The organism is Runella sp. R5_40 (assembly GCF_057652295.1).
In genome coordinates this window covers 312,531-327,577 of sequence record NZ_JBYFCH010000002.1, presented here as the reverse complement: position 1 = coordinate 327,577, position 15,047 = coordinate 312,531, and the positions used below count along the sequence as shown (strand labels likewise).

The 15,047-nt window shown below is 47.3% G+C and carries 11 protein-coding genes; 6 read left to right on the top strand and 5 right to left on the bottom strand.

Annotation, left to right across the window (positions count from 1 at the left end):
- Positions 1 to 46 precede the first annotated feature (46 nt).
- Complete coding sequence (gene recQ / locus AC23N5_RS06075; RefSeq protein WP_487754868.1) at positions 47 to 2,185, bottom strand: DNA helicase RecQ; 2,139 nt, start codon at positions 2,183 to 2,185, stop codon at positions 47 to 49.
- Between the two features lie 194 nt (positions 2,186 to 2,379).
- On the opposite strand from recQ, the gene AC23N5_RS06070 reads away from it, so the two are divergent.
- On the top strand, positions 2,380 to 3,639 hold the full coding sequence (locus AC23N5_RS06070; RefSeq protein ID WP_487754867.1) for a DUF6438 domain-containing protein: 1,260 nt from the start codon (positions 2,380 to 2,382) through the stop codon (positions 3,637 to 3,639).
- Between the two features lie 72 nt (positions 3,640 to 3,711).
- Positions 3,712 to 4,155 (top strand): DUF5990 family protein, encoded by a 444-nt coding sequence (locus AC23N5_RS06065; RefSeq protein WP_487754866.1) that lies wholly within the window; start codon positions 3,712 to 3,714, stop codon positions 4,153 to 4,155.
- 147 nt (positions 4,156 to 4,302) lie between these two features.
- On the opposite strand, the gene AC23N5_RS06060 is transcribed toward AC23N5_RS06065, so the two are convergent.
- Positions 4,303 to 6,840, bottom strand: coding sequence for a glycosyl hydrolase (locus AC23N5_RS06060; RefSeq protein ID WP_487754865.1), 2,538 nt, complete (start codon positions 6,838 to 6,840; stop codon positions 4,303 to 4,305).
- 229 nt (positions 6,841 to 7,069) lie between these two features.
- On the opposite strand from AC23N5_RS06060, the gene AC23N5_RS06055 reads away from it, so the two are divergent.
- From AC23N5_RS06055 to AC23N5_RS06045, 3 genes are all read left to right on the top strand, one after another.
- Positions 7,070 to 7,618, top strand: a complete 549-nt coding sequence (locus AC23N5_RS06055; RefSeq protein ID WP_487754864.1) for a ferritin — start codon at positions 7,070 to 7,072, stop codon at positions 7,616 to 7,618.
- A gap of 195 nt (positions 7,619 to 7,813) precedes the next feature.
- Positions 7,814 to 8,314, top strand: a complete 501-nt coding sequence (locus AC23N5_RS06050) for a hypothetical protein (protein ID WP_487754863.1) — start codon at positions 7,814 to 7,816, stop codon at positions 8,312 to 8,314.
- Entirely contained in the window at positions 8,311 to 8,511 is a 201-nt protein-coding gene (locus AC23N5_RS06045; RefSeq protein ID WP_122933612.1) for a helix-turn-helix transcriptional regulator, read from the top strand. The genes AC23N5_RS06050 and AC23N5_RS06045 overlap by 4 nt, the downstream gene beginning before the upstream one ends.
- Before the next feature lie 106 nt (positions 8,512 to 8,617).
- On the opposite strand, the gene AC23N5_RS06040 is transcribed toward AC23N5_RS06045, so the two are convergent.
- Together AC23N5_RS06040 and AC23N5_RS06035 are read right to left on the bottom strand one after the other, a co-directional pair.
- A complete protein-coding gene (locus AC23N5_RS06040; RefSeq protein ID WP_487754862.1) occupies positions 8,618 to 9,367 on the bottom strand; it encodes a M15 family metallopeptidase in 750 nt (249 codons plus the stop codon).
- Positions 9,368 to 9,379: 12 nt separating this feature from the next.
- A complete protein-coding gene (locus AC23N5_RS06035; RefSeq protein ID WP_487754861.1) occupies positions 9,380 to 10,159 on the bottom strand; it encodes a DUF4846 domain-containing protein in 780 nt (259 codons plus the stop codon).
- 202 nt (positions 10,160 to 10,361) lie between these two features.
- On the opposite strand from AC23N5_RS06035, the gene AC23N5_RS06030 reads away from it, so the two are divergent.
- Positions 10,362 to 11,522, top strand: coding sequence for an MFS transporter (locus AC23N5_RS06030; RefSeq protein ID WP_487754860.1), 1,161 nt, complete (start codon positions 10,362 to 10,364; stop codon positions 11,520 to 11,522).
- 8 nt (positions 11,523 to 11,530) lie between these two features.
- On the opposite strand, the gene AC23N5_RS06025 is transcribed toward AC23N5_RS06030, so the two are convergent.
- The gene (locus AC23N5_RS06025) at positions 11,531 to 14,995 is read right to left on the bottom strand and encodes a VCBS repeat-containing protein (protein ID WP_487754859.1); all 3,465 of its coding nucleotides are present in this window, start codon (positions 14,993 to 14,995) and stop codon (positions 11,531 to 11,533) included.
- Positions 14,996 to 15,047 lie beyond the last annotated feature (52 nt).

Here is a 15,047-nt window from a genome sequence, read left to right as displayed (position 1 = left end):
AAGGAAATTTAGATATAACAAAAACACATAGCAGGTAATCCTTTACTCAGTTTCTTTTCCCCCACAAAGCCAACGCAATTCGCAACTTATAATACTCATAATGCCCTTCTAAATGCTCAAAAAGCGGTTTGAGGGCGGCATTGGAGGCGATACCTAACGTTTCGGCGGCCTCAGTAATGGCGCGGTACTCATTTTTGGTGAGGTATTGCCAAAGGTCAATTTCTTGGCCGTCTTCGTAAAGTTTAGCTAGGTGCGAATAAATCGTCAACTCGTTCAAATTCCTCCGCTGAGCGATTTGCTGAGGCGAGAGTCCTTGCTTGTACAAATCGTAGGTTTCGATGTAGGTCATTCCGCTGACGATGCGGGTGCCTGGTGCGGTTTTCTCGCGGGCATATTCCAAAATCTCGTTGATAAAAGCCTCGCCATAGTGCGCTACTTTGGCTTCGCCTACCCCCGAAACTTGAAGCATCTGAATGCGGTTGACGGGGCGTTTTTCGGCCATGTCGGAGAGTGTGGCATCGGAAAATACCACAAAAGGCGGCACATTTTCTTCTTCGGCCAAGCGTTTACGTACTTTGCGTAGGCGTTCAAAGAGTTCGTCACGGATGACTTCTTTCTTAGTCTTGACGGGCTCTGCTTGCTCTTCTTGGCGTTTGCGTTTTTCTTCGTACGACTCAAAACGCACCAATTCCACCTTACGCTCACCGCGCAAAACGCGCCACGAAATCTCGTTTAGTTTCAGCGAGTGCGCTTCGTCGTAGGCCACGTCCATAACACCCGAATTGAGCATTTGGGTCAAGTATTCGGCCCACTCTTCGGCGCGGAGGTCGCGGCCTACGCCAAAGGTTTTGATTTTATCGTAGCCTCGTTCCGTAACGCTACGGTTGTGCGAACCCCGCAAAACATCAACCAGCATCCCCATCGCTATTTTTTGGTCGGTACGGGCAATGGCCGACAAGGCTTTTTGGGCCGAGACTGTGGCGTCGAATTTGGAACGTGGGTTGCGGCATACGTCGCAGTTGCCACAATCGCGCTCTACGGTTTCGTTGAAATAACTCAACAGAATACGGCGGCGGCAGTGGTCGGCTTCCGCGTATTGTTTCATGCGGTCGAGCTTGGCAAACTGAATGTCTTTCATGTGCTGCGGCAACTCCGAATTTTCAATCATGTCGCGGCGCATGATCCAATCGGCAAAGCTGTAAAACAACATCGTCGTCGATTTGAGGCCGTCGCGGCCTGCCCGCCCAATTTCTTGGTAAAAACTTTCGACGTTGCTGGGCATGTTGTAATGGATAATCCAACGCACGTTCGATTTATCAATCCCCATCCCAAACGCTACCGTCGCTACCATGACCTGTACGTCGTCGCGCAGGAAAGCATCCTGCACGGCAGAGCGCTCTTCGGCGGGCATTTTGGCGTGGTAAAAGCGGGCATTGATGCCTTTGGCGCGTAGTTTGAGGGCAATATCTTCGGTGGTTTTTCGGGCGAGGCAGTAAATAATCCCCGACTGATTGGGGTGGTCGTGGATAAACTGTTCGATGACTTTGATGCGGTTGCGTCCTGGCAAAACGTTCAGCGAGAGGTTGGGACGGTCAAACGATGCCTCAAAAACGCGCGCGTCAGGAATACCCAATTGTTTCAGCACGTCGCGACGCGTGACGCGGTCGGCCGTGGCCGTAAGGGCAATCATCGGCACGTCGGGGAAGGCCGTTTTGAGGACGTGGAGTTGGGTATATTCAGGACGAAAATCGTGGCCCCATACCGAGACGCAGTGCGATTCGTCCACGGCCAACAGGTTGACTTTTAGTCCCCGAACAAAGTCCATGCAACTAGGCGTAAGCAGTTTTTCGGGGGCGATGTACAGCAGCTTGATTTCGCCCGCGTAACATTGTCGTTCGATGGCGTATTGTTCGCTGCTGCTGAGGGTACTATTGAGGTAGGCCGCACCTACGCCGTTGCCTCGCAGGGCCTGCACTTGGTCTTTCATGAGGGCAATCAGCGGCGATACCACAATCGTAAGTCCCTCGGTCATGAGGGCGGGCACTTGATAGCACACAGATTTCCCACCGCCCGTAGGCATCAGCACCATACAATCGTTTCCTGCCGAAACCCAATCAATAATTTCTGCTTGCAGCGGCCGAAAAGTATCGTACCCGAAATACTGTTTTAAAATTTGTTCTTTCATACAACTCGTTAGACAATCCAAGACTCCGACAATTCCCAAAGCCTCCACAAAGATGGCTGTTTTTAAGACGCGGTAAGTAAGAGAAAAGTTACTAAACTTGTATTGAATAAAAAGTGCGACTTTAGTTCTATGATGCAATTCATAGGTGAGGGTAGGTTTGTTTATTGAAAGCTAGTCACATAAAATTTGATAAAATGAGGAAGGCTTACGTATTTATGTGTGTTTTATTTGCTGCATGTCAGCCTTTTGAGACACATTATACCGCTAAAATCAAGGGACATTGGATAGCGGTAAAACGAGAAGAAATTCTTAAAGATACAATAAAGGTTGACCCAGAAGAGCCCCCTGCCCCGCCTGTTCTAACAGGTGGAGCTTTACACGATGAATTGTTCTTTTATTCTAAAGATTCATTGGTACATTATTCATTTGAAGATTACTGGCTGAATAAAAGGGCATATCGTATGGATTCAACAGTCAAGCTTTATAATGGGAATCGGAAGCGTTTTAAAATCTCTGAAAGTCAAGAATTTCAGGTGTTTGAATCAGATAGCATCCAGTGGCAAACTAAGGGCAAAATTGATTTGATAAAAGATACATTGATTGTGAAAGAAAAACATCAGGAGACGAAATATGTGCAACTTACGAGAATTACGAAAAATGATTTTGATGAAATTGTTATCAATTCCTCAGGGTGCTACGGCACATGTCCTGTAATGTCAGTCATTATTCAGCATGACCGCAAGGTGTTCTACTACGCAGAAGACCATACCGTTAGAAAAGGTCTTTATCAGGGAGAACTGCCTGAAGAGTTATTTAAAGTAATTTGGTTTCGTTTTACAGCAGGGTATAAAAAGGGATTGAAAGACATCTACATGGCATCTCATACCGACGATGAATCAATAGAAGTTAGCTTTGTTAAAGACGGTAAAATAATAAAATCAGTCTATGATTATGGACGTGAGAGTCCTCAGGAGTTTATGAGTGCTTATGTTTATCTGATGAATCGTATGGATAATCTGGTCGATTTACGAAAATCTAACCAAGTTGAGCCTACTGGAATGTCGTTTGAGTATTCTTTGAATGAAGGGAAAAATCAATACAAACTGCTGCATTCGGAAAGCTTTTGGCTTTGGTCAAGGCTTTTGAAAGCGAAAATTTTAAAACCTAATCAGGTAAATGTGGCTTTGACTTGTATGATTGAAAAGCAAAAAAGTTGGAGTACGATTAATAGGAACGGGCATTTAGAGGAGGTGCTTTTAGAATACTACGACCTGATTTTGTTGGATGGAAAGGTGTACAGGGTCAAAAATAGAGCAAAAACCGATGGTCGCTTTTTTTTAATGGAAACAGTGGAAGGTAAGCGACTTTTCCTAGATATTGGCACCAATTTTTTGACGTCTATTATTGTTAATCGCCCACTGAAATATCCATATATTCCTTTTCATTTGGAATAACGATAGCTGCAAAAATGGCTGTTTTTGAGCTAAGCCATGTCACTCTGTTAAATAAACCAAACAACCCAAGCCATGGAACGAGAAATTAAACTTCGGATTATTTTAGAAAAACCAACGCCTGCTACGGATTTCGGGATTCAGGAAGGGAGTGGGCACAACTACGTCACGCTCCAAAAGCAAAAATCAATTGGCGAAGACCTTACGTTTGAAGCAACGGTACGCGTGAAGCCTTCGGCGGATGGTTCGCCCGTTTTTCTGGGGGCATTCACTCAAGGCCCTCCCAAAGAACGTTTTGTCTATATCGACATTGGCCGAGCAGCGGGACAACTCGATACCCTGTGGAGCCGTCGGCTAAAAATTCCTTTGAAAAGCATTACGTGGGAACTTATCCAGCAACTGGAAACTACGCCACAGTCGGCGTTGGAAGTGCGCGTGCCAGGCGTTGGTAAAGATGGTGGGCCAAATTGTGGCGGTGTTAAACTTTCCGAAGGTTGGAAAGTCAGGGCTTGTTCGTAACAAAAAATCGCCGTCGGTAGAACCGGCGGCGATTTCCTCTCTCTAACAGCCATAAAAACGAATACGATTATCTATCTAATCATCTTCTTGCTTACCAATACGAAGGTTAGAGAGGTAGCGTTGCAGAAAAAAGAAAAAAAAGTAAAATTATTTTTTCGGCCAATACTCCATCGTTACTTCACCCAACAAACCCGACGGCATAGCTTGCCACTTTGAGGCGTTGAAAGGCTTGTACTGAATGTCCACCATGTTGATTTCCTGAAATTTCTTCCAGTCGGGCTGCTGTGTGTCGCGGAGGCGCATGTAGTTGGCCGAGAGGTTGGTTACTTCAATTTCGAGGGTATTTTGGTTGGCTTTCAAACTCCCAGCGGGCAGTTCGAGGCGGAAAGGCAAACTCCACGCCGTACCGATTTTTTGACCATTGAGCGTCACATCGGCCACTTCGCGGACATCGCCCAAATCCAATACGATTTTACTGGCTTTTTCGATGTTTGCAGGGGCGTCAAAAGTCAATGAATACCGCGCTGTCCCCGAAAAATAACTAACCGAATCGGACAACGTTGTCCAAGAGCCCAAACTAGCAACTGTTTTGGGGGCGGGCAAGTATGGCTTTCCTGCTAAGAAAGTCAGTTTCCAGTTGCCTTTCAGGGCGAAAGTTTGAGGGTTGGAAAGGTTCAAAACCTTTCCAACGTTTAAGGCCGCATCCAATTTCAAAAAACACGACTCACCCGAAAGGAGAGATAGGTAAACCTGTGTTTTTCCTTGTTCTGTTCTAACGGGTAATTCCATCGTTTTATCGGTCAATGGCTGGTACATATACACCTTTTTTGCAGGAGTAGCGAGCGTAATCCACCCTTCGCTGAAAAGCTGATTTTGGTTGGCGATAAAGTAAACAACTTTTCCATTTTGTACTTTACGGATGTACCGCAAACCATTTTTAGCCCACGTTTCTTGGCGAATTTTCTGAGTGGCTAGGATACCTTCCAAGTCTCCAAGACTTGGAAGGTGTGATGGTTGACTTGCCCACGTTTGGAGGAGTTTTTGGAAAGATGCCGCCCGCTCAGCTTGTTGGGCAAAACCCGTCGGGAGGCTGGGTAAATGTTCCATAAAGATTACCTTAACCCCTGCTTTTGACAACGCTGCGAGCCGCGAAAGAGTCGCTTCGGGTAGGTAGGTGGTGGCAGGAACCAAAATCGTTTTGTATTTTTTGGTAGCCAACGACGCAAAGCGCTGCAATTGGTCGTCGGAAATGAAGTCAAACGAAAAACCGTTGTCCCAAAGCCAATTGCTAAGTTGCCCAAAAGGAAGTTTTAACAACCACTTGTCCACGTGGTGAACTTCCAACAAATGGATTCCTCCGCTGGCACGGGCTTTGGTTGCCCACAAGTCATGTGCTGGAAAATAAACCAATAGGTCGTTGTCGGCTTGGCTGTTTTGCAAAATCGTTTGAGAACGTTCTACGTATTTGTTCAACAACGGATAATGTTTCCAAAAGTGGGAATGAACGCCGTAGTTGGTGGAAGCATAAAACAACCACCCTGGAAATGCCTCGCTTTGGGGCGTGTACGTAGTGCCGTGGTAAAACAAATGGTTGATGCCCGATACAAACAATTCATCCAACTGCGGCTTGATTTGTGAAAGTGAGACTTTGAAGTGATTGGCCAGCCAAGTGGTGCTTTCGGAACTTACCCATTTTTTGGAAGCAAGGTGGGCGGCCGAACTCGCAAACTTCATGGCAAGGGCATTGGGCGTTCCAAAACGGTCCACCTCGTACTGGTCGTCGATGCGTAAGCCTTTGATAGGCAAGCGACTTGTGCCAAAAGACTCCGTTTCGGGAACGTCGGAGGCTTCGTACAAATCGAGCAAGTTGCCTGGCGAACCGTGGGCTTGGTAGCGCGTGATAAAGCCTTGCTTGTGCGACCAATCGGTCCATTTTTTGGCATAATTTTCCAACAACAATTCCGAAAGCGTCTGGTGATAGTCGATTTTGACCAAAGCCGTAGTGGTGTCGGTGAAGGCCGCCCATTGGCTTTTGAGGTCGTAACCGCGCCGTTTTTGAAATTCATTCAGAAAATCATCCGTCCAGTTGGCGCCATAGACCTCGTAAGAGTCATTGTACATGGCGCGAGGGCGGTCTTTGAAATTGGCAAATGCCGAGTCAAAACGTTGCACATAATGCGGCATGGCTTTGGCCGAAAACGGATCGAGTACCAGTCCTTCACCCCCAGGAGCCGCGCGCTTGACGGCCTGTTTGGTGAGAGCGCTTTGAATTTCGCCGTTGACAACCTGCCATTTTTTGGCCGCAAATTCGGAAGAAACGTTCGGCCCGCCAAAAGGCCAGCCCGTTCCCGTGGTCATGTCCACACCTAATCCGAGCCGTTTTCCCTCTCGAACCGTATGCGCCAACACTTCCATCCAGCGCGGACTTAAATAAGGAATTGCTTGTTTTTCAAGTCCTTTGACGCCATAAATAGGAATGATGTGAACCCCTCCCAGACCTGCTTTAGCGAAGTTTTCGAGCTGCCACGTAATGTCGCTTTCGGTGACGGTACTTCCCATCCACCACCAGTACGTCCACGGTTTGGCAGTGTTAAAATCCGTTGAGGCGACAGCCTTGTTGGTCTGAGCGTGTGCTTTGATAGACAACGTCAAAAGTAATGCTGCTATGCATGTATTGACTCTCACTTGTATCGTTGTTTAAAATGATCAATGACTAGGTTTGAAGATTGCTACGCAATTAAAAAGACGAAAATGAGATTACTTACCTTCACTCTCCTGTAAATCGTAGGTTTCTCAAATTCAGACTCATTCCAAATTTTAGGGAAGCAGGGTTGAAATAGAACAATTTTGCGTCAAAGGATGTAGTATTGTTGAAAAAAACGATGGAAACTTCCCATTTCAAACTAATATAACTATGAAAGACACCGTTCGTATGCGAACTTCGTTGAAAGAAGATTTAGAAATTGCTTTAAATGCTCAAGTGAAAATGGAAGCCGAATCTTCGGCAAAATATTTGGCCATGGCTGCGTGGTGCGACCGCAATGGTTACTCCCACAGCGGCGATTTCTTTTTTGCACAAGCCGACGAAGAACGTGGTCACATGCTCAAAATCTTTAAATTTATCTGCGACATGGGCGGAACAGCCATCACGCCTGAGGTGGTAGGCATCCCCCAAGAATACCCATCGTTTCGTTCGGTATTTGAAACAGCGTTGGAACAAGAAATCATGGTTTCGCAGGCTATCAACCGCTTGGTAGGCATCAGCCGCCGCCTCGATGATTACGCAACCGAAAACTTCTTGCAGTGGTTTGTGAAAGAGCAAATCGAAGAAGAATACATCGCCCGTCGCCAAGTCGAATTGTTTGATGTGATTGGTGAAGAAGGCATTGGCCGTTTTACAATTGACATGGAAATCGCCAAAGTAACCTACCCAGGAGCTGCGGGCGAAGCAGGAGGAGAATAATCTATTACCTTCCCGAAAGTTTAAAACTTTCGGGAAGGTGGGAGAAAAGCTTTCGGGAAGGTAATAAAAGCGCATCGTACCAATTACGATGCGCTTTTATTTTTGACTTTGTGTAAAAAATATTTGCTTAAATGTAAAATATACTTTACATTTGAATCGAAAATCAATTTTTCAAACAAAAACCTATTAACAGCTATGGATACCAAATTACTTTTGCCCAATCGCTTTAAGAGAATCGGTTGGTTGTTGTTTGTACCTTGTCTTATCCTGACAATTTTGAGCATACTTCAAGTATCTCCGAGCCTCAGTTTTTTTGATGGCGAACACATTCTTTCCCGTTGGACTTTGGTACAAGTCCCCGAAAAGGGAAGTTTAGCTGCCCTTTTTGATGAAACCTCCAATGACCTTGCGGGAGAAATTTTGATGACCCTTACAGCCATTAGTTTCTTTTTTGTAGCCTTTTCACGTGAACGTACCGATGATGAATGGATCATGAAAACTCGGCTTGAATCTTTACTTTGGGCCTTTTATGCGCATTTAGGCGGCTTTTTATTGTCAGTTTGGTTTTCGTATAGTTTGTCGTTTTATGCTGTACTATCGTGGAATATGCTCACGGCACCGTTGGTGTTTTTGGCGCGTTTTCACTGGATTGTTTACGTAAAACCGTATTTTGAAGAAAGGAGGGCTGCCGTATGAAAAATACAATTCACGTAGAACGAGCCATAAAACGAATGACGCAAGCTGATTTGGCCGAAGCCGTAGGCGTTTCGCGTCAAACCATCAATGCGCTGGAGGCGTCGAAGTATGTGCCGTCGGTTGTGTTGGCACTAAAAATTGCCCGCTACTTCGACAAACCAGTCGAAGCTATTTTTGAGTTGGAGAAAGAGGATTGAGGGTTGTCGATGTAGCAGTCCATGGTCCACAGTTGACGGTTAGAGGTTGTTAGTCAATAATCCACAGATGACTATAGACAGTGGACTATCGACCATCAACTATGGACTAAAAAAGCAGCTCAGGACGATACTCGAAGTGCATGGTGTCGTAGTGATACCACTTTCCGCCCCAGATAAAGCCGTGTTTCTCAAAGATTTCTACTACTTGAGCGGCTATCTTATTGCGGTAGGAGAGTGGTACATTTTCGTCCTTACAACGACAATCCCACTGCCAATAATGCGACAAATTGAGGTTGATGTCGATGGCTACGCCGTAGCTGTGCATACTGAGGCGGTTGGTGCCGCTGATAAGTCGCCACACAAACGTCCCCGCAGGATTATCGACGTACTTGAGCAATTCGGGATGGCGTTCCAATTCGTCCGAAACGGCTTGAAAATGCTGGTGTACGTTGTTGATTTTTGATACCAATAATTTCTTCTTCAGGGTCTTGGGAAGCCACACAATCTCAACGAGATTTTTGCGGACTTCCGCTTCGGTGTTTCCGTACATTTTTCTGAAAAAAGGCTCGTACCGAAACCTCCCTGGGTCATGGTTGAGTTGGGGAGCTTTGTCTTGGCGTTTTTTGGAATACTTCTGCACCAGTTGATCTTCCAAGTCGGCGTTTTGGAGAAGTTCGGCAAAGGTCTTTTTTTGTCGGTCGTCAAAAGGCATGAGGGTGGAGTCTTTCCACACAATGCCTCGGGACGTAGCCCGCACAATGTGGTCGGGGTAAGCCCGCAGGTATTCCGACTGAGCACGGCTAGTGAGGCTGAGTAGGACAAAAAAAACAAGAAGAAAAGGCTTGAAAAATGACATCGTTTTGGCTAGTTAGTTTTCCTTAAAACGTCGTACATCACTGGGTTCAAAGGTCCATTCGGGGGTTTTCAACGTCTCGTTTTTAAGTTCATACCACGGGCTAAGGGCGGTATTGTTGGGATTTTTCAAAATCTGGGTTTCTTGGGCGGGCATGTAGCTTTGGGCTAACAAAAACAATTTTTGCCCCGTTGTAGGATGTTGAACCATGTCCACTACCATCACCGCATGACCGAAAGGTACACCTTTTTGAATAAAAACGTCGCCGATTTTCAGGTTTTGCATGGAGATAGGCTGCAATTCGTCGTGCAACGAACGGGTGTTGGCCGACGCAAAAATGTACTCTAGGTACTTCCAAAATGTTGGATACGAATAGTCGCCTTTGGCGTAGGTGCTGAAATAACGGGGCTTGCCGTCGGCCAAAAAATTGAAATGAATTTTGTCAAACTGCTTTTGCTGAAACAAATACTCCGCCCGCAATCGCATGACGGCATCGGCGCATTGATGAAGGTCTTTCTTCCCAATGCCTAAAGCCACGACCGAAGCATAGACGTCGGGGGTGTTTTTGGGACGACCATCAAAATAGAGCACCTTACTTCCCCAAGGTTTGAGTGGAAGCTGGCGCAAAAACGCTTCAAAAGAGGTGGACGCAGCGGCAGTTCGTTGAAACCCCGTAGGGGCAGGAAACCGCGCTGACAAGGTTGTGGCAGTGGGCGACACGGGAGCTTGGGCGTGGCTGGTTTGAAGTAGAAAACTGACCCAAAAGAGCAGGAAAAAGGCGAGGAAGCGGTTCATAGAAAAGAGTTTTTTTAACACATAGAGCACATGAGAATAAACACATAGAAAATACAGCTATGCTTTCTATGGACAAAAGCTATCTGATCTATGTGGTTAACTAAAAAGCTTCGTGTAAGAGAGAGCTAATTGACTGTGAAAAAACGAAGCGGTGGGCAATTCATTTTTTGAGTAGCTTTAAAAACTTTTTTGAAACGCTTCTATGAAACGCCCTTTGTACCTTTTGCCGTTGGTGGTGATTGCCCAGTTTGCGGGTACCTCGCTGTGGTTTGCCGTCAATGCCATCTTGCCTGCTTTACAGGCATTTCACCCCACCACTGCGGCGTTTATGCCTACCATGACCACGGCTGTACAGCTTGGGTTTGTGATGGGAACGCTGGCCTATTCCTATTTCTCGATTGCCGACCGATTTTCGCCCGTGCGGGTGTTTATGGGTTCGGCGCTGTTGGCGGCGGGCTGTAATTTGGCGGTGTTGGCTACCTACGAATCACTGACGGCGATGTTGTTGGCGCGTTGGGGGGTGGGTTTCTTTTTGGCGGGTGTATATCCCGTTGGGATGAAAATTTGTAGCGATTGGTACGAAGCAGGATTGGGCAAAGCCTTGGGCTATTTGGTGGGGGCATTGGTATTGGGAACGGCGTTTCCGTACGCCATCAAGTCCTTTTCGTTAACCTTGCCGTGGCAATACGTCATTGAAGCGACCTCGGCGTTGGCCGTTGGCGGTGGGCTCGTGGTGGGCTTGCTCCTCCGCGACGGCCCGTACCGTCGGGTGGCGGGGCGGTTTAATCCTGCGGTGTTACGGGAGGTATTTCGGGACAAGTCATTTCGCAAATACGCCTTTGGGTACTTTGGGCACATGTTTGAGTTATATACCTTTTGGGCGTTTGTTCCCGTGATTGTGAGTGGCTACAACGAACGTACGCATCTCTCCTTGCCCGTGGCTTTGGTTGCCTTTGCGGTGATTGCCTCGGGGGCGTTGGGATGTGTTCTTACGGGCGAAATGTCGCTTCGGTGGGGAAGTCATCGAACGGCTTGGTGGGCACTGATGGTGTCGTATTTTTGCTGCGTAGGAAGTGTCTTTTTACTTACCTACTCGCTCACCGTCTTTTTGGCTTTTTTGCTTGTTTGGGGCATCAGCGTAGTGGCCGATTCTCCTCAATTTTCGACCTTGGTATCGCTCAATGCACCCGCGCATTACCGCGCCACGGCGCTTACGTTGGTGACTTCCATTGGCTTTTTTATCACCATCCCAAGTTTGTACCTGATTCAGTGGCTTTTTGGTCTATACGGCCACTTTGCCCTGATAGTCCTATGCTTGGGTGGTGCGTTTGGATTGCGGGCAATGGGGTCTTGGAAAGGGTAAATCCTCGTTTATTTCACCCCAAACACCTGCACTTTGTCTTTGTTTTTGGCCAAAATGACGTAGTTCTTCCCTTGGGCCGTTCGGAGGGTTTTCATGCGGCGTACTTGCCCACGCACGGCAAAACCCGACTGGGCGGGGCGAACGGGCGCAAAAGTGGGTTGTCCGCTGGCGTTTTTACCCGTATTTTGGAGCAATAAACCATCGTTGCCGTCGTAGCGACCTATTTCGGGCAGTACGTCGAAAAAGTTGCCTGTGAGCAACAAGTCGGTTTTGCCGTCGTGGTTGTAGTCGGTGGCTACAATGCCAAAAATGGGCGATAATTGGGCTTCCAACGGTAACGCCACCAGCGTAAAGTTTCCTTTGCCATCGTTGAGCAATAAAGAAGAGGCTGCTTGCACGGCTTTTTTGGTCTCAACGCCTTCGAGTTGGTCGCTGGTAAATAATGCGTCGATGGGTTGCCCTGCGTAATCGACGTGTTTGACAAAACGCTTGTTGATGACAGGCAATACTTTTTGCAAATCCGATTTCAAGACCATCGGGTAAGGTTTGCCGTCAGGATTGTACGAAACGATGATTTGTTCTACGGTGCCATTTCGGTCAAAGTCGTTGATATACAGTTCGGCAGGCTCTTTTTCGGAGCACTTGAGTTTGGTATTAAGCCCTAAATTTCCGACCACAAAGTCGATGTCGCCGTCGTTGTCAATATCCGTAGGCTCAATGACGTTCCACCAGCCTTCCGACTGCGGAACGGTTTGCGGAAGGAATTTTCCTTTTTGATTTTTAAGTACCGTAATCGGCATCCAATCACCGACTACGACCAAATCGGGGTAGGAATCTTTGTCAACGTCGGTCCATTGGGCGTCGGTAACCATCCCTAGTTGCCCGTTGGTGAGGGTTTGCGTGGTAACGTCCGTAAAATTTCCTTTGCCGTCGTTTTGGAGTAGGTGGCTTTTGGGGCTGTAACCATATTGCGCCGATACCATCCGACTGCCGACAAAGACATCAAGGTCGCCGTCGCGGTCGTAGTCGGCCGCCGCTACACAGGAGCCGTTGTCCAATAACTTAGGGAAGGTATTTGATAGCGAAAAGTTACCTTTGCCGTCGTTGAAATAAAGCGCATCGGCCAAGGCGGGGTCGTTGGGTAAAAATTCATTTCCGCCCTTTACCACCAACAAATCAAGGTCTTTGTCACCATCGGCATCAAAAAACAACGCGGCGGTTTCGTCGGCTTGGCTAGGGGTATTGAACGTGGCTTGGTTAGACTTCGTAAATTTTCCCGCACTTGTTTGCAAAAACAACGCCCGTGGTTTTCCCGCCCCTCCGCCAATGTAAGCATCGTCGAGGTCATCGCCGTTGACATCGCCCACGGCCAACGCAGGCCCTTGGGTCGAATACATTTGTTTGAGAAGTCCGTCGCGGTTGTAGTCCACAAAGGCGTTTTCTTCGTGCAAAAAGTCCAGCCCCGAGGCCGAAGTAAGGTCGTTGAAAGGTAGGTTGGTAAACTGAGGAGGGGTAAATTTCCAAAGGTCGCGGGCGTCGGCGTGGTTCAACGTCAATTCAGTATCGGTCTTGACGTTGGTGAGGGTTTGCTTGCGGTCGTCGGGCCAAATGACCACCAATGAGTCGATTTGAGGATTTTTTCCCAAACCAAAAACCATCGTCAGGTCGCTCGATGACTGAAAGCCGCGCGTTGGCATTTGTTGCAAACACTGCATTTGGCCTTTTTGGTAAACCGATACTTTGGCTCCAATGGCGTGCGGATTGGCGCTTGTGCCTTTTAAGTTGACTCGTAAAAAGTGCGTTTTGAGTTTTTCAACCGAGTGGTTTCGATACACGCTGAGCGGAGAATTATTGTTGTTGACGACCAAGTCCAAGTCTCCGTCATTGTCCAAATCTCCGTAGGCGGCCCCATTTGAGAAACTAGGTTCGGCCAACCCCCAAGCGGGTGCTTTGTCGTCGAAAGCAAGGTTGCCCTTGTTTTTGAAGGCAAAATTTGGGATAGGCGTGGTCGAAATCATATCGACAAACTTGCGGTAATCGAACTTCATTCTGCCTTCCAGCATGGCCTGAATATTGTCTTTATCGGCCAAAAAGGCTACGTAGTCTTGGTCGGTGAGGTTTTTGATGATGCCGTTGGCGACAAACAAATCCTTGAGGCCGTCGTTGTCCATGTCAAAAATCAACGCGCCCCAGCTCCAATCCGTTGCGTGTACACCCGCCATTTGCCCCACTTCAGTGAAAGTAGGAGGGAGGACTGTATTCTGTGGACCATCGACCATCGACCGTGGACTATTACTAATCGACTGATTCCCCTGATTCAAATGCAGCATATTGCGCATGTATTGGTGCCAATAATCTTGCTTTAGTTTAAATTCGGTGAGTTCGTAGCCTTCAAATACGGTGGTGGTTTTGAGACGTTTATCGTCGCGGGGAAGCATATCGGTCACAAAAACGTCCAAAAACCCATCGTTGTTAATGTCGGCAATATCCGCTCCCATCGACGACATGCTGATGTGGTTCATGCTTTGTTCCAACGATTCTTTGAAGGTGCCGTTGCGTTGATTGATGTACAAATAATCGCGTTCGTAGAAGTCGTTGGAGACGTAAATATCAAGCCAATTGTCGCCATTGACGTCCCCCACAGTTACGCCCAAGCCAAAAGCAATCAAACTCCCGTAGATACCAGCCTCTTCGGAGACGTCGGTGAAGCGGATTGGGTTGTTTTTAGATGCCCCTTGCCCTTTGCCTCTTGCCTCTTGCCCTTTGCTGCCCTGAATCATCTCATTTCGAAAGAGCTTGTGGCCGCCGAGGGAGTCGCGAACGGTACGGATGTTTTGGTATTGCAGTTTGTTGACGGGCGTAAAGCTATTGTTGAGCAAATACATGTCTAAGTCGCCGTCGCGGTCGTAGTCAAAAAAGGCGGCGTGGGTCGAATAGCCCCCATCGACTAAGCCATATTCGGGGGCTTTATCGATGAACGTAGGCACGCCGTCGGGGCCAATGCCTTGGTTGATAAATAGTTCATTTCCACGGCTATCGCCTTTGATATTGCCTGCATTGCAGACATAAATATCCATGAGACCGTCGCCGTTGACGTCGGCAAAAGTAGCGCCTGTGGACCAAGCCTTTTTGCCGCCTACGCCCGCTTTGGCCGTAATGTCCTCAAATTTCCAGCGTTCTTCGGGATTTTTACCTTTGTTGAGGTACAGTTTATTTTCTTCAAAATTAGAGGTTACGTAAATATCCGCCCAGCCGTCGTTGTTGACATCGGCGATGGCCACTCCGCCACCGTTGTAGAAATTGCGGTAGTTGAAGATGTTCAGTTCTTTTTTGTCAAGAATTTGATTGGTAAACTCAATGCCCGTTTCAGACGAAGAAAGTGTTTCAAACAGGTTGTCGTCAGGAGCGGATTGTTGACAACCGCTTACTCCTAAAAATAAACTAAGAATAATAAATAATGAGGAATGCTTCATTGGTTACTGGGCCATTCTACGGCTGCCTATTTTACAAAAATACGTAAAGCCG